Annotated in this window: 14 protein-coding genes; 3 read left to right on the top strand and 11 right to left on the bottom strand. The window is 62.7% G+C overall.

The genetic code is table 11. The features are described from left to right. The first annotated feature begins 39 nt into the window (after positions 1 to 39). Both MESCI_RS00995 and nhaA read left to right on the top strand, forming a co-directional pair. Positions 40 to 603 (top strand): ActR/PrrA/RegA family redox response regulator transcription factor, encoded by a 564-nt coding sequence (locus MESCI_RS00995; RefSeq protein WP_013528072.1) that lies wholly within the window; start codon positions 40 to 42, stop codon positions 601 to 603. 62 nt (positions 604 to 665) lie between these two features. Next, positions 666 to 1874, top strand: a complete 1209-nt coding sequence (gene nhaA / locus MESCI_RS00990) for a Na+/H+ antiporter NhaA (protein ID WP_013528071.1) — start codon at positions 666 to 668, stop codon at positions 1872 to 1874. Between the two features lie 14 nt (positions 1875 to 1888). Here nhaA and MESCI_RS00985 read toward each other — a convergent pair whose 3' ends face one another. The 4 genes from MESCI_RS00985 to cueR form a co-directional block, all read right to left on the bottom strand. Further along, positions 1889 to 2389: an MmcB family DNA repair protein gene (locus MESCI_RS00985; protein WP_050596417.1), complete on the bottom strand. Its 501-nt coding sequence runs from the start codon at positions 2387 to 2389 to the stop codon at positions 1889 to 1891. 91 nt (positions 2390 to 2480) lie between these two features. Further along, positions 2481 to 2741 carry a hypothetical protein gene (locus MESCI_RS00980; RefSeq protein ID WP_063171103.1) on the bottom strand — a complete coding sequence of 87 codons (261 nt, stop codon included), beginning with the start codon at positions 2739 to 2741 and terminating at the stop codon, positions 2481 to 2483. Positions 2742 to 3678: 937 nt separating this feature from the next. Next, the gene (locus MESCI_RS00975) at positions 3679 to 4110 is read right to left on the bottom strand and encodes an OsmC family protein (RefSeq protein ID WP_013528068.1); all 432 of its coding nucleotides are present in this window, start codon (positions 4108 to 4110) and stop codon (positions 3679 to 3681) included. A 58-nt stretch (positions 4111 to 4168) separates the two neighbouring features. Then, on the bottom strand, positions 4169 to 4591 hold the full coding sequence (gene cueR, locus MESCI_RS00970) for a Cu(I)-responsive transcriptional regulator (protein ID WP_013528067.1): 423 nt from the start codon (positions 4589 to 4591) through the stop codon (positions 4169 to 4171). A 226-nt stretch (positions 4592 to 4817) separates the two neighbouring features. Between cueR and MESCI_RS00965 the strand changes: the two genes are divergently transcribed. Continuing rightward, positions 4818 to 5435, top strand: coding sequence for a L,D-transpeptidase (locus MESCI_RS00965; protein WP_013528066.1), 618 nt, complete (start codon positions 4818 to 4820; stop codon positions 5433 to 5435). A gap of 111 nt (positions 5436 to 5546) precedes the next feature. Here MESCI_RS00965 and MESCI_RS00960 read toward each other — a convergent pair whose 3' ends face one another. From MESCI_RS00960 to MESCI_RS00930, 7 genes are all read right to left on the bottom strand, one after another. Beyond that, entirely contained in the window at positions 5547 to 5873 is a 327-nt protein-coding gene (locus tag MESCI_RS00960; protein ID WP_013528065.1) for an NIPSNAP family protein, read from the bottom strand. A gap of 82 nt (positions 5874 to 5955) precedes the next feature. After that, positions 5956 to 6525: a NifU family protein gene (locus tag MESCI_RS00955; protein ID WP_013528064.1), complete on the bottom strand. Its 570-nt coding sequence runs from the start codon at positions 6523 to 6525 to the stop codon at positions 5956 to 5958. A 189-nt stretch (positions 6526 to 6714) separates the two neighbouring features. Beyond that, complete coding sequence (locus MESCI_RS00950) at positions 6715 to 7206, bottom strand: universal stress protein (protein ID WP_013528063.1); 492 nt, start codon at positions 7204 to 7206, stop codon at positions 6715 to 6717. A 92-nt stretch (positions 7207 to 7298) separates the two neighbouring features. After that, entirely contained in the window at positions 7299 to 8366 is a 1068-nt protein-coding gene (gene trpS / locus MESCI_RS00945; protein ID WP_013528062.1) for a tryptophan--tRNA ligase, read from the bottom strand. A 170-nt stretch (positions 8367 to 8536) separates the two neighbouring features. Then, entirely contained in the window at positions 8537 to 10144 is a 1608-nt protein-coding gene (gene murJ / locus MESCI_RS00940; RefSeq protein ID WP_013528061.1) for a murein biosynthesis integral membrane protein MurJ, read from the bottom strand. A 46-nt stretch (positions 10145 to 10190) separates the two neighbouring features. Beyond that, positions 10191 to 12992, bottom strand: a complete 2802-nt coding sequence (locus tag MESCI_RS00935; RefSeq protein ID WP_013528060.1) for a [protein-PII] uridylyltransferase — start codon at positions 12990 to 12992, stop codon at positions 10191 to 10193. Positions 12993 to 13070: 78 nt separating this feature from the next. Beyond that, complete coding sequence (locus MESCI_RS00930) at positions 13071 to 13895, bottom strand: glycosyltransferase family 25 protein (RefSeq protein WP_013528059.1); 825 nt, start codon at positions 13893 to 13895, stop codon at positions 13071 to 13073. Between the last annotated feature and the right edge of the window lie 107 nt (positions 13896 to 14002).

The raw sequence follows: 14002 nt of genomic DNA, 5'->3' as shown, positions 1-14002 counted from the left end.
ATATTTGCGTAAAATTAAGGCAGCAGGAATTTTGAGACTATGACAGGCGACGAGAATATTGGCGCAATGGTTGAAGGCGAGGACACCTCGCTGCTTGTCGTCGATGACGACAAGCCGTTCCTCACGCGTCTGGCCCGCGCCATGGAAGCCAGGGGCTTCGTGGTCGAGACGGCCGAGAGCGTCGAGGAGGCGGTTGCCAAGGCGCGCGCCAATCCGCCCGCCTACGCCGTGGTCGACATGCGGCTCGGCGACGGCAACGGCCTCGACGTGGTCGCGGCCATCCGCGAAAAGCGCGAGGATTCCCGCACCATCATCCTGACCGGCTATGGCAACATCGCCACCGCGGTGACCGCGGTGAAGCTCGGTGCGGTCGATTATCTCTCCAAGCCCGCCGACGCCGATGATATCTTCGCCGCACTCACCCGCACCGCCGGCGAGCGCGCGGCGCCGCCGGAAAACCCGATGTCGGCCGACCGCGTCCGATGGGAGCATATCCAGCGCGTCTATGAGATGTGCGAGCGCAACGTCTCCGAGACAGCGCGCCGGCTCAACATGCACCGTCGCACCTTGCAGCGCATACTGGCAAAGCGCGCGCCGCGTTAAGGCCACCGTTTGCCATCTTGCCGATTGAAACCCGCCGAAACAGGCGGCATGACGGAGGCGACATGCAGGATCTGAAGCAGCGGCCGATTTCCGTCTTCCGCGAATTTCTCGATAGCGAAGCGGCCGGCGGCATCATCCTGATGGCGGCGGCGGCACTTGCGTTGATCGTCGCCAACTCGCCGCTCGCCGAAACCTATTTCTCCGTGCTCCACGCCTATTTCGGCCCGCTCAGCGTCTCGCACTGGGTCAATGACGGGCTGATGGCGGTGTTCTTCCTGCTCGTCGGGCTGGAGATCAAGCGCGAGATGCTGGACGGCCAGCTCTCCACCTGGCCCCGACGCGTGCTGCCCGGCATCGCCGCCGCCGGCGGCATGCTGGTCCCGGCACTCGTCTATGTCGCCGTCAACCGCAACAATGCGGCCGCCCTGTCCGGCTGGGCGATCCCGACCGCCACCGACATAGCTTTTGCGCTCGGCGTGCTGTCGCTGCTCGGCAGCCGCGTGCCGGCTTCGCTGAAGGTGTTCCTCACAGCATTGGCCATCATCGACGACCTCGGTGCCGTCATCATCATCGCCATCTTCTACACCAGCGGCTTGTCGCTGGCTTATCTGGGTGCCGCCTTCGCAATCATTGCCGCGCTTGTCGTGCTCAACCGCATGCGGGTGATGACGCTTGTGCCCTATCTCGTTCTGGGCGTCGTCCTGTGGGTTCTGGTGCTGAAATCTGGCGTCCATGCAACGCTTGCCGGCGTGGCGCTGGCGCTGACCATCCCGCTTGAGCGCTCCGCCGGGATCGGTCACGATCTGGACCGTTCGCCGCTGCACCGGCTCGAGCACGGCCTGCACAAGATTGTGGCTTTCGTCGTCATCCCGATCTTCGGCTTTGCCAATGCCGGCGTTTCGCTCGCCGGCCTGAGCTTTGGCGCGCTGATCGAGCCGTTGACGCTGGGTGTCGCCGCCGGCCTGGTTGTCGGCAAGCTGGTCGGCGTGTTCGGCTCCTCGGCACTTGCCATCAGGCTCGGTCTTGCCGACCTACCCGCCAATGCCGGCTGGACGCACATGATCGGCATATCGCTGCTGTGCGGCATCGGCTTCACCATGAGCCTGTTCATCGGCCTGCTCGCCTTCGCCGGCGACGTGGCGCTGCAGGACGCGGTCAAGGTCGGCATCCTCGCCGGCTCCTTCATCGCCGCCATCCTGGGCGCTGCCGTGCTGCTCATGGCGTCCGCTAGGGGTGGCGTGGAGGACGGCGAAGAGGAGAGCCGGTCATAGAGTGAAGGACGCCGCTACTCGCTCTCACCCTCCAGCGCCGGCACCGACACGCCGGCAAGCTCCGCCGCCAGCAGCCGCGAAGCGCCGGCCCGCGCGATCCGCAGCATCAGCGCCTTGCGCGTTGCCGCTGCCATGCGGTGCTCGGGCGCATCGCGCAGGATCTCGGCGCCATAGCCGTCGGAAAGGATGAAGCCGCATTCGTGCGGGAAGATCTCCGAGGGTACGCCGGGATGGGTGGCGAAGAAGAAGCGGTCGGAATGCAGCCGGTAGTCGGGCCATTTGCGGTCGACCCTGAAATCCTCGATCGAGGATTTGATCTCGATGATCCAGATATCGCCCTGCCGGGTCAAAGCGACGAGGTCGGCACGGCGGCCGGTGGCCAACGACAGTTCGGGCAAGACATGCGCGCCCATATCCATGAGCAGCCGCTGCACACCGCGTCGCACCAGCATGGCGCGTTCGGACTGGCGACCGTCGATGAGAGGGTTGATGGGGATGGGCGAGATGATCGGCATGCCAGGCACCATGCCAGATTCTGTTCACGGTTTGAACCTGTTTTATGCAGGCGATTGTATATTCGATATACCCGGATATACCCAAAAGAAGTCAGGCATTGATCCTTGAAAGATTGAGCTTGTGGTGCACACCATCGTTCTCATGGGGACGGGCGGCACAAAATTGAACAGCACTGATGGTGAACAACTGTGGGCCTTTGATCTTGATGCTCTGCGCAAGGCTTTCAGAAAGTCCGTTCAGGAGCATAAAGTCACGACGGCTGATTGGGCGGAGCACGCCAAGCAGTTCCTGGAAAAACAAAGAGATCGTCAGCGCAAATCGACTTGATATGCTGCGCCGGTCAATTTCCATTTGGTAACTTTAAGATAGCAGCGAAAAAATCTTTGCGCGTCACCAACCAAAGTCAGATGCACCGCTTTAGTTCCGCGAATGCCGAATGGCATAAGCAGGGAGACGTCACTTCGACACTTTCGTGAAGTGCGCACCCCATCTGCGGGTGATGCATGGATTTATGTAAATTAGCTAAAGCGAATATAAGAGAAAAGTGATATTTTGGAAGCAGCCGGGGCTCCCCCAATACACCCCGCTCCGGTCAGGCCCGGTGGCGGTCCACCCAAAGGAAGGCTACCGGGCCGATCCCTGCAACCAACCGGTGACCCGCTCGTTGATCCCATGCCGGGTTGATCCCCCGGCACTCCAGGACCTGCCCGCTGCCGAGGGGCGGCGGGCCTTTTTTGCCGATTGGATTCCCCGCAGCGATAGCGAAGGCCCCGGCGGGCGCCGGGACCTTCGCGTTGCTGGTCTCGTCAGAAGTGGATCCAGAAGGATCTGCGGAAACATCTGCGGCGCCAATAGCCATTGCGCCAATAGCGACGGCAGACCCGCCTCCACCCGCGTCGGCGACGGCGGCGGTGCCATCTGCGGTGCCGCACCAACTCGACGCCATCCTGGACACTGGGACCATCCGGGTCGAGAATATCGTCGGACGGTTTGTCGAGCTCGTCGAGAATGCCGGGCCCCGTATTCGGGATGCCGGCCAAGGCGGTGGCAGGACGCGCGATTGCGACGACGGTCGCAGCCCCTGCCAGCCCAAGCATTCCAGTCAGAAACAATCGCCGATCCATGCCAACCTCCATCGTTGATCATTGCGACAAGGGAAGACATAGAGCGGCTGATTGACGCGCCCAGATGCCGAAGAAAATTGGGTCAATCGCTCTGCCGTGCCGGCGGCGGGCCTTTTTTGGCGATCTCTGACAATCCACGCGGCCAATGCGCCTGTTCCCGGGGATCATTCCTCCGACAAGCCGGCCGTCGTTGCGGCCGTTTCAATGCTCACCGACACGCCCTGGCGCAGGGAGTTGCTGACCGTGGAAATCGCCGCGGCCCTTGTAATGATCTCGGCCGGGTCGGAGCCGTCCAGCGTCGTACATGAAACCGCCATGGTTGACGAGGTCGCGAGCAAAGGCTTGCCTTCGAGGTTCAGCGTCACGGTCACGGCGATCTTGTCGAGCGTTACGCCCATTTCCTCGGCGACGTAGCGAAGATCGTTGCAGAAGCAGCCGCCGATCGCCAGGGCAAGCAACTGGCCGCCATTGAAGCCCAGGCCCATGCCGCCGGCCTTGCCTTCGGGCCGGTCGACGATGATCGTGTGGCCGCCGGCCCAGCCCATGGCGGCTCGCGTGTCCTCCACATTGCGCAGTTCGACGGTCATCGAGACCATTGCGGATGTCCTCCCGGCAGGAGTCGACCAGGCTTCGGGCGTCGTCGACGTACGGTCATTATGCAGGCGCAGAGGCGCCCTTGTCGCTGGGCAATGCCGCGCCCGCCATGTCATCAAGGATCGGACAATCCGGCCTTTCGTCGCCGTGACAGGCATGAATCAGTTTCTGCAGCGTCGAGCGCATTGACTGCAACTCGCGCACTTTCTCCTCGATCGCCGTGACATGGGCGGTGGCGATTTCGCGCACGTTTTGGCTGGCGCGGCTGCGATCCTGGTAAAGCGCCATCAGCTGGCGGCAATCGTCGATGGAAAAGCCGAGATTGCGCGCGCGGCGCAGGAAGGCCAGCCGATGGATGTCGTCTCCGGAATAATCGCGGTAGCCGTTGGCGGCGCGTGCCGGGGCGATCAGGCCGATCTCTTCATAGTAACGGATGGTCTTGGCCGGCAGGCCGGAGCGGTGGGCGGCGTCACCGACATTCATGACGGTTCTCCTCGATTTCCAGGAACCCATGGAGCAGGCCCCTTGAATTTGCTTCACAATCCTGTGAGTCCTGTTGCCAAAATGCCATAGTGATACGCTTACCGGTACGTCAAGGCAGGCATATAGGCATCGCGCGCTTGGCAAGCAAAGCAAATGCCAGCATGAATGATGATGAGAGAGCGGCCGACTCGTGCCGCCGAGTTTGGGCGGGGCACCGGATCACCTGATGCGCATGAAGTCGTTTGCAATCATCGCCGCACTGGCGCTCTCCACTGCTATCGCCGGTTGCAGCACCATCGGCTCGCAGATCTTCTCCAACGACTACGGCGCGGTCACCGACGCCGGTTATCAGCTGCCGCGCATCCCGATCGAGAAAGTGCCGATGAAGTACCATCGGCAGGAAGTGAACTACGATAGCCCGGAAAAGCCGGGCACGATCATCGTCGATACGCAGAACAAGTTCCTTTATTTCATCGAGGGCGACGGAAGGGCCATTCGCTACGGCATCGGCGTCGGCCGCGAGGGCTTCGAGTGGCATGGCACCGCCCACATTGCGCTCAAGCGCGAATGGCCGACCTGGACGCCGCCGAGGCAGATGATCCAGCGCCAGCCGGAATTGGAAAAGTTTGCCGGCGGCATGGAGCCGGGCCTGAAGAACCCGCTCGGCGCGCGCGCCATGTACCTGTTCAACAAGGGCGGTGATTCAGGCTATCGCCTGCATGGCAGCCCCGAATGGAATTCGATCGGCAAGGCGATGTCGTCTGGCTGCATCCGGCTGATGAATCAGGACATTATCGACCTCTATGACCGCGCCTCGGTCGGCGCCAAGGTCATCGTTCTCTAGAGGCAGTTTTCGTACGCGGACCGTCTAGGCAACAACGGACGTCCCAAGCAGAAAACCGGGCAATTCGGCCCGGTTTTTTGTTGTTTGCGCGATGCGACGCCTGCTCGGCGGTCAGGACACCGCCGAGAACGCGGTGGGTACCAAAATTTGGTTGATGATTGTCTCGGTGATCTGGCCATCACGCTCGGAGTCTTCCCGCGCCTGCGTCCAGGCAGGGTCCTTCACGAACGCCGTCCAGCGCTCTTCGCGTTCGGCCAGCGATTCCCATGCCAGCATGTAGGTCAGTTCGTTGTTCGAAGCTCCGATCAGCGTGGTAAAGAAACCCGCTTGGCGGATACCGTGCTTTTCCCATAATTTGAGCGTGATCTTGTCGAAGCGATCAAGAAGCGCCGGCAAGCGTCCCGGCAGAGCCCGGTAAACCCGAAGTTCGTAGATCATTTTGGAGTTCCTTCTGACCGATACGCCGGAAGCGAAGAAATCGGACCAGACGGTCAGCAGGGTAGAATTGTCAAAACGGGCGTCAGGAGACCTGCTCGACCTGCTGCACTTCCGGCACGAAATGGCGCAGAAGGTTCTGGATGCCGTGCTTCAGCGTCGCCGTCGATGACGGGCAGCCGGCGCAGGCACCCTTCATGTGCAGGAACACCGTGCCATTCTCGAAGCCGCGGAAGGTGATGTCGCCGCCATCCTGGGCGACCGCCGGGCGCACCCGCGTGTCGAGCAGCTCCTTGATGGTGATGACCAGCTCCTCGTCGGCCTTGTCGTAGAACTCACCGGTCTGGCTGGTCTCGGCGGCCGGGCCGGCCTTGGCCATGACGGGCGCGCCGGACATGAAATGCTCCATGATGGCGCCGAGGATCGCCGGCTTCAAATGCTGCCAGTCGGGGCCATCCTTGGTCACGGTGATGAAGTCATAGCCGAAGAAAACGCCGGTGACGCCAGGAATTTCGAACAGCCGGCCGGCCAGCGGCGAGGCGACGGCGGCGCTGTCGGCATCGCGGAAATCGGCGGTGCCTTCCACAAGCACTTCCTTGCCGGGCAGGAATTTCAGCGTCGCCGGGTTTGGCGTCGATTCGGTCTGGATGAACATGGCCGTCTCCGTGCCCGGTTGGGCATCTAGTTTGGAACAATTCTAAATAGGCTCAATTGGCTGGACATTCAAGCGAAACGCATCGCCGGAATGGCTGGCTGGCGGAATGTTTTTTGCGCGCCCCTGGGACGCGCCCGAAGGTGTGTTGAGATTCAGGTCAGGCCGGCATCACCTGAAAATCAGCACACCTCAGGCCAGGCTGTCTATTTCCTCGTCCGAAAGGTTCTGCGGCACGACAGTCACCGGGATCGGGAAGGCGGCACCCTTGCCGGCCACGGCGCCGACCAGCGGTCCCGGGCCTTCCTTGCCCGCACCGGCGGCCAGCACCAGGATGGCGATGTCCTGGTCTTCCTCGATCAATTTGTGAATCTCTTCCGTCGGCTTGCCTTCGCGGACCACCATCTCGGGCTCGATGCCGAGCTTCTGGCGCACCTTGTTGGCATAGCTGTCGAGTGCGGCGCGCGCCGTGGCGTTAGCTTCCTCGCGCATGATCTTCTCGACACCCAGCCAATGCTGGAAATCGTCCGGCACGATGACATAGAGCAGCACCAGCGTGCCGCTGGTGCTCTGCGCCCGTTTCGAGGCATAGGCGACGGCACGCTCGCATTCCGGCGTGTCGTCGATGATCGTCAGGAATTTCCTGCGATGGCCGGCTTCGCGGCTGAGGCGTTTGGAGACCATGTCTATCTACTCGGTGTCTTGCGGCGCAATCTGCCACTGCGGCGGACCGGCGGCAAGCCGCCGGCCTTGTGCCAGTGCACCCGATGTCGCGATCAGCCCTGCAGCAGGCCGATAATGTCGCGCACCGTCTTCATCGTCGCTTCGGCCAGCACGCCGGCGCGCTCGCCGCCGTCCTTGAGCACCGCGTCGACATAGGCGCGGTCATCCGAAATGCGGCGCATCTCGCTGGCGATCGGCGCCAGTTTTTCCACAGCAAGATCGGCCAAGGCCGGCTTGAACACGGAAAACTGCTGGCCGGCGAATTGCTTGAGCACATCCGCCTTCGACATCTCGGCGAGACCCGCATAGATGCCGACCAGGTTTTCTGCCTCGGGCCGGCCGGCCAGGCCATCCAGCTCGCTCGGCAACGCTTCCGGATCGGTCTTGGCCTTGCGGATCTTCTTCGAGATGTCATCGGCGTCGTCGGTCAGGTTGATGCGCGACAGATCAGACGGGTCCGATTTGGACATCTTCTTGGAGCCGTCGCGCAGCGACATGATGCGCGCCGCCGGCCCGCCGATGACCGGCTCGGTCAGCGGGAAATAGCCGTTCACGGTCTCTTCGCCGACCTGCATCTCGACGCCGACGCCGAGCGCTGCGATACGGTCGGAGAAGTCGTTGTTGAATTTCTGCGCGATGTCGCGGGTGAGCTCCAGATGTTGTTTCTGGTCCTCACCGACAGGGACGTGGGTGGCACGGTAGAGCAGGATGTCGGCAGCCATCAGCGAGGGATAGGCGAGCAGGCCGAGCGAGGCATTCTCGCGGTCCTTGCCGGCCTTGTCCTTGAACTGCGTCATGCGGTTCATCCAGCCGATGCGCGCCACGCAATTGAAGATCCAGGCAAGCTCGGCGTGCTGCATGACCCGTGACTGGTTGAAGACGATGTGCTTCTTCGGATCGATGCCGGAGGCCAGGAACGCCGCAGTGATCGACCGCGTCTGGTCGGCCAGGTCTTCATAAACGAGTTGGGCTGTCAGCGAATGCAGGTCGACGACGCAATAGATGCAATCGGAGGTGTCCTGCAGGGCAACGAATTTCTTGATGGCGCCGAGATAATTGCCGAGATGCAGATTGCCGGTCGGCTGGACACCGGAAAAGACGAGTGGCTTGAAGGCGGTCATGATTGTCCTCATGGCTTGTGGAGGGCCGTATAAGCGTGATTCCGAAAAGTTGCAGACTTTTCGGAGCCAATCACGCGGCTGGAAACCGCGCGCGGCGAAAGTCTTGCGACGGCGCGCTTATGGACGAAGACGGCGCTGCGATCAAGACGGCGCTGCGAGCGTGTCGGGCGCTACTCGTCCAGGTCGGTCTTTGCGATCGGTGGCGCCGACTTGCCAGATCCCCGCTTGACGTTGCGACGGATCATGCCGAAATCGGCGCCGCCGGTGGCAAACGCCGTGATGAAGTACAGCAGCGCCCCACCCGCGACCAGCGACAGCAGCGTCGTCGCCTTGACCACCAGCGGCGAGCCGGGCCCGAGCCTGACGGCGAACCAATGCTCGGCAAAATAGAGCGCTGCCCCCATCACGATAGCCGACAGCACCAGACGTGGAATGCGCTTCATCAGCGGCACGTCGCGGCCCCAGTGGCCGCGCCGGATCAGGACGCCGAGCAGCATCACCGCGTTGACCCAGCCGGCGACGGCCGAGGCCACCGCGATGCCGGGCGCGCCCATCCGTGGAAACAGCGTCAGCGCCGTGGTGACGTTCACCGCCACCGAGATGGCGGCAAAGATCATCGGAGTACGCGTGTCCTCTCGGGCGAAATAGCCCGGCGTGAATGCCTTGATCAGCACGAAGGCCGGGAGGCCGAGGCCGAAGATCGCCAGGATCGCCGCCACCGTTGGCGTCGAGCCGTTGGCGGCGAACGCGCCGCGCTCATAGACCAGCCGTACGATCGGCTCCGACATCACCCAGAGTGCGGCGGCTGCCGGCAGCGTCAGGAACAGTGTGAACTCGACCGAGCGGTTTTGCAGATTGGCCGCCTCGATCAGATTGCCCGACTTCAGCGCGCGCGACAGTTCGGGCAACAGCACGATGGCGACCGCGACACCGACCACGCCGAGCGGCAACTGGTAGATGCGGTCGGCATAGGCGAGCGAGGACACCGCGCTGTTCTGCGCCGAGGCGATCGCCGTGCCGATCAGCTGGTTGATCTGTGTGATGCCGCCGGTGATGGCCGCCGGCAGCGCCAGGATCAGCAGCCGCTTGACCGCGGGCGTCATTCTGGGACGGCGAAAGCCGATCGAGATGCCGGCATGGCGCACTGCCACCCAGACGATCGCCAGCTGCACCAGTCCGGCGGCAAGCACGCCCCAGGACAGCCCGTAGCCGACTGTGAGGGCATCCGAGCCCTTGTACCAGGCATAGGCGAGCACGCCGATCAGGATGATGTTGAGGAACACCGGCGCCACGGCGGCGGCGAAATAGCGGCGCAGCGAATTCAGCATGCCCGCCATCATCGCGCCCAACGACATGCAGATCAGATAGGGGAACATGATCGTCGCCAGCGTCACCGTGGTGTCGAACTTCCCCGGCGTGCCGGCAAAACCCGGCGCCACCAGATAGCGCACGATCAGCGGCATCGACAATTCCATGATGATGGTCAGCGCCAGCAGCGCCGTGAACAGCACGCCGAACACTTCCTCGGAAAAGCGCTTGGCGCCTTCGGTGCCGTGGGTCTCGATCTCCTTGGCGAACAGCGGCACGAAGGCGGCGTTGAAGGCGCCCTCGGCAAACAGCCGGCGAAAGGTGTTGGGAAACTGGAAGGCGGCGTTGAAGGCATCGGCGACCGGTCCGGTGCCGAGTGCGGCGGCCATCAGCATCTCGCGGCCGAAACCGAGCGCGCGGCTCATCAGCGTGCCGGAAGCGACCGTTGCGAATTTCTTGACGAGGCTCATGCTTTTGGGAACTGCCTGCGGAATTGGGACAAAGTGATGGTCGTTGTCACTCGGCCGCCGCCCTGGACTTGCCGCCGCGTTCGGGCACGATGCCTTCGAGCGTTGCCATCAGCCGATTGCGGATGGTGGCGATGCGGGCCGGGTTATCTATCTTCTGGCCAGTGAGATCGGTGACATAGAAAGTGTCGATGACCTTTTCGCCGAAGGTGGTGATGTGGGCCGATGCGATGTCAAGCGACAGGTCGGAAAGCGTTCCGGTGATCTCCGACAGCAGCCCAGGCCGGTCGAGGCCCTCGACCTCGATGACCGAAAAACGATTCGACAGCGTGTTGCGGATTTCGGCACGCGGCGGGATCTTGAACACCTTGGAGCCGCGCCGCGGCTTGGTGCGCTTCTCGATCATTTCCGGCAGCCAGCTCTTGCCCGACAGCACGTCCTCGATCAGCCGGCCGACACGCTCGGCACGCCGGCGCTCGTCCTCGTCGCGGTCGAATTCTCTGCTGATCAGGATCGTGTCGAGCGCACGGCCGTCCGACGTCGTGAAGATCTGCGCGTCGACAATGTTGCCGCCGGCCCCGGCGCACGCCCCGGCGATGACCGAGAGCAGGCGGGGGTGGTCCTGCGCCAGCACGGTGATTTCGGTCACCGCCTCGAACTGGTGGGTCTTGACCATGGTGGCAAGCTTGTTGCCTGACGCGTCAGCCTCACGAATGAATTCGGCATGGCGCAGCTGGTCTGCGAGATCGACGGTCAAAAGGTAATTCTCGTAGTGCTGGCCGACATAGCGCTTGCGGGCCTTGTCCGGCCAGTCGGCAAGCGCCTCGGCCAGACGCTCGCGCGCCGCCGCCGTGCGTTGCGCGCGCGACACTTCCGAAAACCCGCCGGTCAACAGCAATTCGGTCTCGTAGTAGAGCGTGCGCAGCAACTGGCCCTTCCAGCCGTTCCAGACACCCGGTCCGACGCCCCTGATGTCGCAGACGGTGAGGATCAAAAGCAGCTTCAGCCGCTCGACCGACTGCACGATCGCGGCGAAATCCTCGATGGTCTTGCGGTCGTTGAGGTCGCGGGTCTGGGCTGTCATCGACATCACGAGATGGTTCTCGACCAGCCAGGCAACGGTCTCGGTATCGGCAGGCGACAGCCCCATATGCGGACAGATGCGGCGTGCGATCCTGGCCCCCGCCTCGGAATGGTCCTCCGGCCTGCCCTTGGCGATGTCGTGCAGCAGTACGGCGACATAGAGCGCCTCGCGGCTCTTCTTCAGCCCCGGCATCAGCGTGTGCGACAGGGGATGGACCTTTTCGCCGTCGCCGCGTTCGATCTCGGCCAGCACGCCGATGCAGCGGATGAGGTGCTCGTCCACCGTGTAGTGGTGGTACATCGAGAACTGCATCATGGCGACGATCTTGCCGAAATCCGGGATCAGCCTGCCGAGCAGCCCGGCCTCGTTCATGCGGCGCAGATTGAGTTCGGCATTGCGATCCGAGGTCAATATGTCGAGGAACAGCCGGTTGGCCTCCTCGTCGCGCCGCAGCGACTTGTTGACCAGGCCGAGCGAACGGGTCAGCAGCTTCAGCGCATCGGGGTGGAATTCCAGACCGTGCTTGTCGGCGAACCAGAACAGCCTGAGCAGATTGACCGGATCGCGCTCGAACACCTGGTCGTCGGCGATGTTGATGCGGTGGTTGTCGACAATGAAGTCCGACGTGCCGGCCAGCTTGCGCTTGCGCCGCGAGAAAGTCAGGAAGATGCGGTTGAAGCCCGGCACGTGCTTGGCCTGCTCCTCCTCGAGCGCGGCACAGAAGATGCGGGTCAGGTCGCCGACGTCCTTGGCAACGAGGAAGTAGTGCTTCATGAAGCGCTCGACCGCCGACAGGCCGGGGTGCGTGGTGTAGCCGAGCCGTTCGGCGATCTCGCGCTGGATGTCGAAATGCAGCCGCTCCTCGGCCTTGCCGGTGAGGAAATGCATGTGACAGCGTACCGCCCACAGGAAATCCTCGGCTTTCTGGAACTCGCGGTACTCACCCTCGGTGAAGACGCCTTTATCGACCAATTCCTCGCCGGTGCGCACCCGGTAGAAATATTTGCCGATCCAGAACAGCGTCTGCAGATCGCGCAGGCCACCCTTGCCGTCCTTGACGTTGGGCTCGACCAGATAGCGGCTTTCGCCGGCCTTGGCATGGCGGTCATCGCGTTCGGCAAGCTTGGCCTGGACATATTCGGGGCCGGTCGTGCGCACCACCTCATGGTCGAAGCGCAGCATCAGTTCATCATAGAGCTTTTCCTCGCCCCACAGGAAACGTGCTTCGAGGATCGAGGTGCGGATGGTGACGTCGGTGCGCGACAGGCGCAGGCATTCGTCGATATTGCGTGTGGCGTGGCCGACCTTCAGCCCCAGGTCCCACAGCATATAGAGCATGTATTCGACTGTCTGTTCGCCCCACGGCGTCTGCTTGTAAGGCAGCAGGAACAACAGGTCGATGTCGGACCCCGGCGCCAGCGTTCCACGGCCGTAGCCGCCGACAGCGACGACGGCCATGCGCTCCGCGGAGGACGGGTTCTTGACCCGGTAGACATGGGTGACGGCGAAATCGTAAAGCGCCCGGATGATCTCGTCCATGAGATGCGACAGCCGCGCCGCGCAGGCGCTGCCGCCGCCATCGTCCCTCAGCATGCGTTCGGCAATGGCGCGCCCGTCCGCCAGTCGTCCCTTGAGCAGCTGGAGCACACCATTGCGCGCAGCCTGCCCTGAGCCGTCGCCCGCCGTGCCCGCGGTCAGCACGGTCATCTCGCGGCGCAAGGCTTCGCCGTCGATCAATTCGTCGAGCTTCAGGGAGATTCTTGCCATATATCCAGTCGGCCTTGCCGTTTCGGCGGCGTCTATAGCGCGTTTTGGCGGCGCTGGGTATGGGGCGTTGAAGCCGGTTCAAGACCCGGCTGAGTTTTGGCTCGGATAAGTAAATGGAATGACCATTCTCCGCTTCAGTCGACCGAAATCGACAATGCGCTTGCCTATTCGCCGAGCCTCGGCTTTGACCCTAGCTATGGCTGTCTTTCTGCGTTTCCCGGTCCCGGCGGGTGCGGCGCACTGGATATCCCGCTTTTCTCTGAGCAGGCTTGGCAATTGGAGCGCCCTGTCGCCAAGGAACTGATCTTGCGCGCAGAGCGCAGGAACAAGCTGATAGATCGTCTCGCCTCGCAAAACCGAAAACTCGGGGTTGAAGACAAGGTCGTCGACAGCGATGCCGATCTCCTCGGTGGCCTTGATCAGGTCGAGCGCGGTTTGCCTGGAGATGATGTAGCCGGCGGTTCCTATATGTTCGGCGTCGAGTTTGGATGTGGAAAAGCCGTGACCGATGGCAATGCGCTTGCGTCGGATCACGGTCTTACAGAAGTAGCTTTCGAGCTTGACGACTTCGGCATCGGCTGGGATCCAGTCGCTGTCGCGAAGCAATGCGCCGGCTTTTGCGGCAAAGACGATGTCGTCCTCGAAAATCGCTCCGTAGCGGGCGTCGCCTTGCGCGATGACAGCCCAGCAGGCCCGGTGACTGAGCAGGCAGGCGATCTCGCCGTCAGTCAATGGCAGCCTGTTCCGATATCCGACATTTTGCGGCAGCTGGTCCAGCTCCGGCCGGTCGCGTGCGTCTATGGCCTGAACGCGTTCGAATGCAACGCCGATGCGGGCAAACTCCGCCGTCACACGGGCAAGGCGATCGGGAGACCGATCGAGATTGATGACCAGACGCTTCATTGCCGAAGAAAATCCCCACCCCCGCGACGCTCGCGCTTTCTAGCAGGCCTGGTGTTGCCGCGTGAGACTTTTTCTGGGGTGGATGGACGCGCCGTGGACCGGAGAAG

Source organism: Mesorhizobium ciceri biovar biserrulae WSM1271, from assembly GCF_000185905.1.
GTDB lineage: Bacteria > Pseudomonadota > Alphaproteobacteria > Rhizobiales > Rhizobiaceae > Mesorhizobium > Mesorhizobium ciceri.
The sequence above is the reverse complement of the archived record's forward strand: the minus strand, read 5'-3'. Positions and strand labels throughout refer to the sequence as shown.

What these genes read in the sequence shown, in the direction of transcription:
- MESCI_RS00995 (WP_013528072.1), top strand. Translation starts at nt 40, where the DNA reads ATGACAGGCGACGAGAATATTGGCGCAATGGTTGAAGGCGAGGACACC.
- nhaA (WP_013528071.1), top strand. Translation starts at nt 666, where the DNA reads ATGCAGGATCTGAAGCAGCGGCCGATTTCCGTCTTCCGCGAATTTCTC.
- MESCI_RS00985 (WP_050596417.1), bottom strand. Translation starts at nt 2,389, where the DNA reads ATGCCGATCATCTCGCCCATCCCCATCAACCCTCTCATCGACGGTCGC.
- MESCI_RS00980 (WP_063171103.1), bottom strand. Translation starts at nt 2,741, where the DNA reads ATGGAAATTGACCGGCGCAGCATATCAAGTCGATTTGCGCTGACGATC.
- MESCI_RS00975 (WP_013528068.1), bottom strand. Translation starts at nt 4,110, where the DNA reads ATGGTCTCGATGACCGTCGAACTGCGCAATGTGGAGGACACGCGAGCC.
- cueR (WP_013528067.1), bottom strand. Translation starts at nt 4,591, where the DNA reads ATGAATGTCGGTGACGCCGCCCACCGCTCCGGCCTGCCGGCCAAGACC.
- MESCI_RS00965 (WP_013528066.1), top strand. Translation starts at nt 4,818, where the DNA reads ATGCGCATGAAGTCGTTTGCAATCATCGCCGCACTGGCGCTCTCCACT.
- MESCI_RS00960 (WP_013528065.1), bottom strand. Translation starts at nt 5,873, where the DNA reads ATGATCTACGAACTTCGGGTTTACCGGGCTCTGCCGGGACGCTTGCCG.
- MESCI_RS00955 (WP_013528064.1), bottom strand. Translation starts at nt 6,525, where the DNA reads ATGTTCATCCAGACCGAATCGACGCCAAACCCGGCGACGCTGAAATTC.
- MESCI_RS00950 (WP_013528063.1), bottom strand. Translation starts at nt 7,206, where the DNA reads ATGGTCTCCAAACGCCTCAGCCGCGAAGCCGGCCATCGCAGGAAATTC.
- trpS (WP_013528062.1), bottom strand. Translation starts at nt 8,366, where the DNA reads ATGACCGCCTTCAAGCCACTCGTCTTTTCCGGTGTCCAGCCGACCGGC.
- murJ (WP_013528061.1), bottom strand. Translation starts at nt 10,144, where the DNA reads ATGAGCCTCGTCAAGAAATTCGCAACGGTCGCTTCCGGCACGCTGATG.
- MESCI_RS00935 (WP_013528060.1), bottom strand. Translation starts at nt 12,992, where the DNA reads ATGGCAAGAATCTCCCTGAAGCTCGACGAATTGATCGACGGCGAAGCC.
- MESCI_RS00930 (WP_013528059.1), bottom strand. Translation starts at nt 13,895, where the DNA reads ATGAAGCGTCTGGTCATCAATCTCGATCGGTCTCCCGATCGCCTTGCC.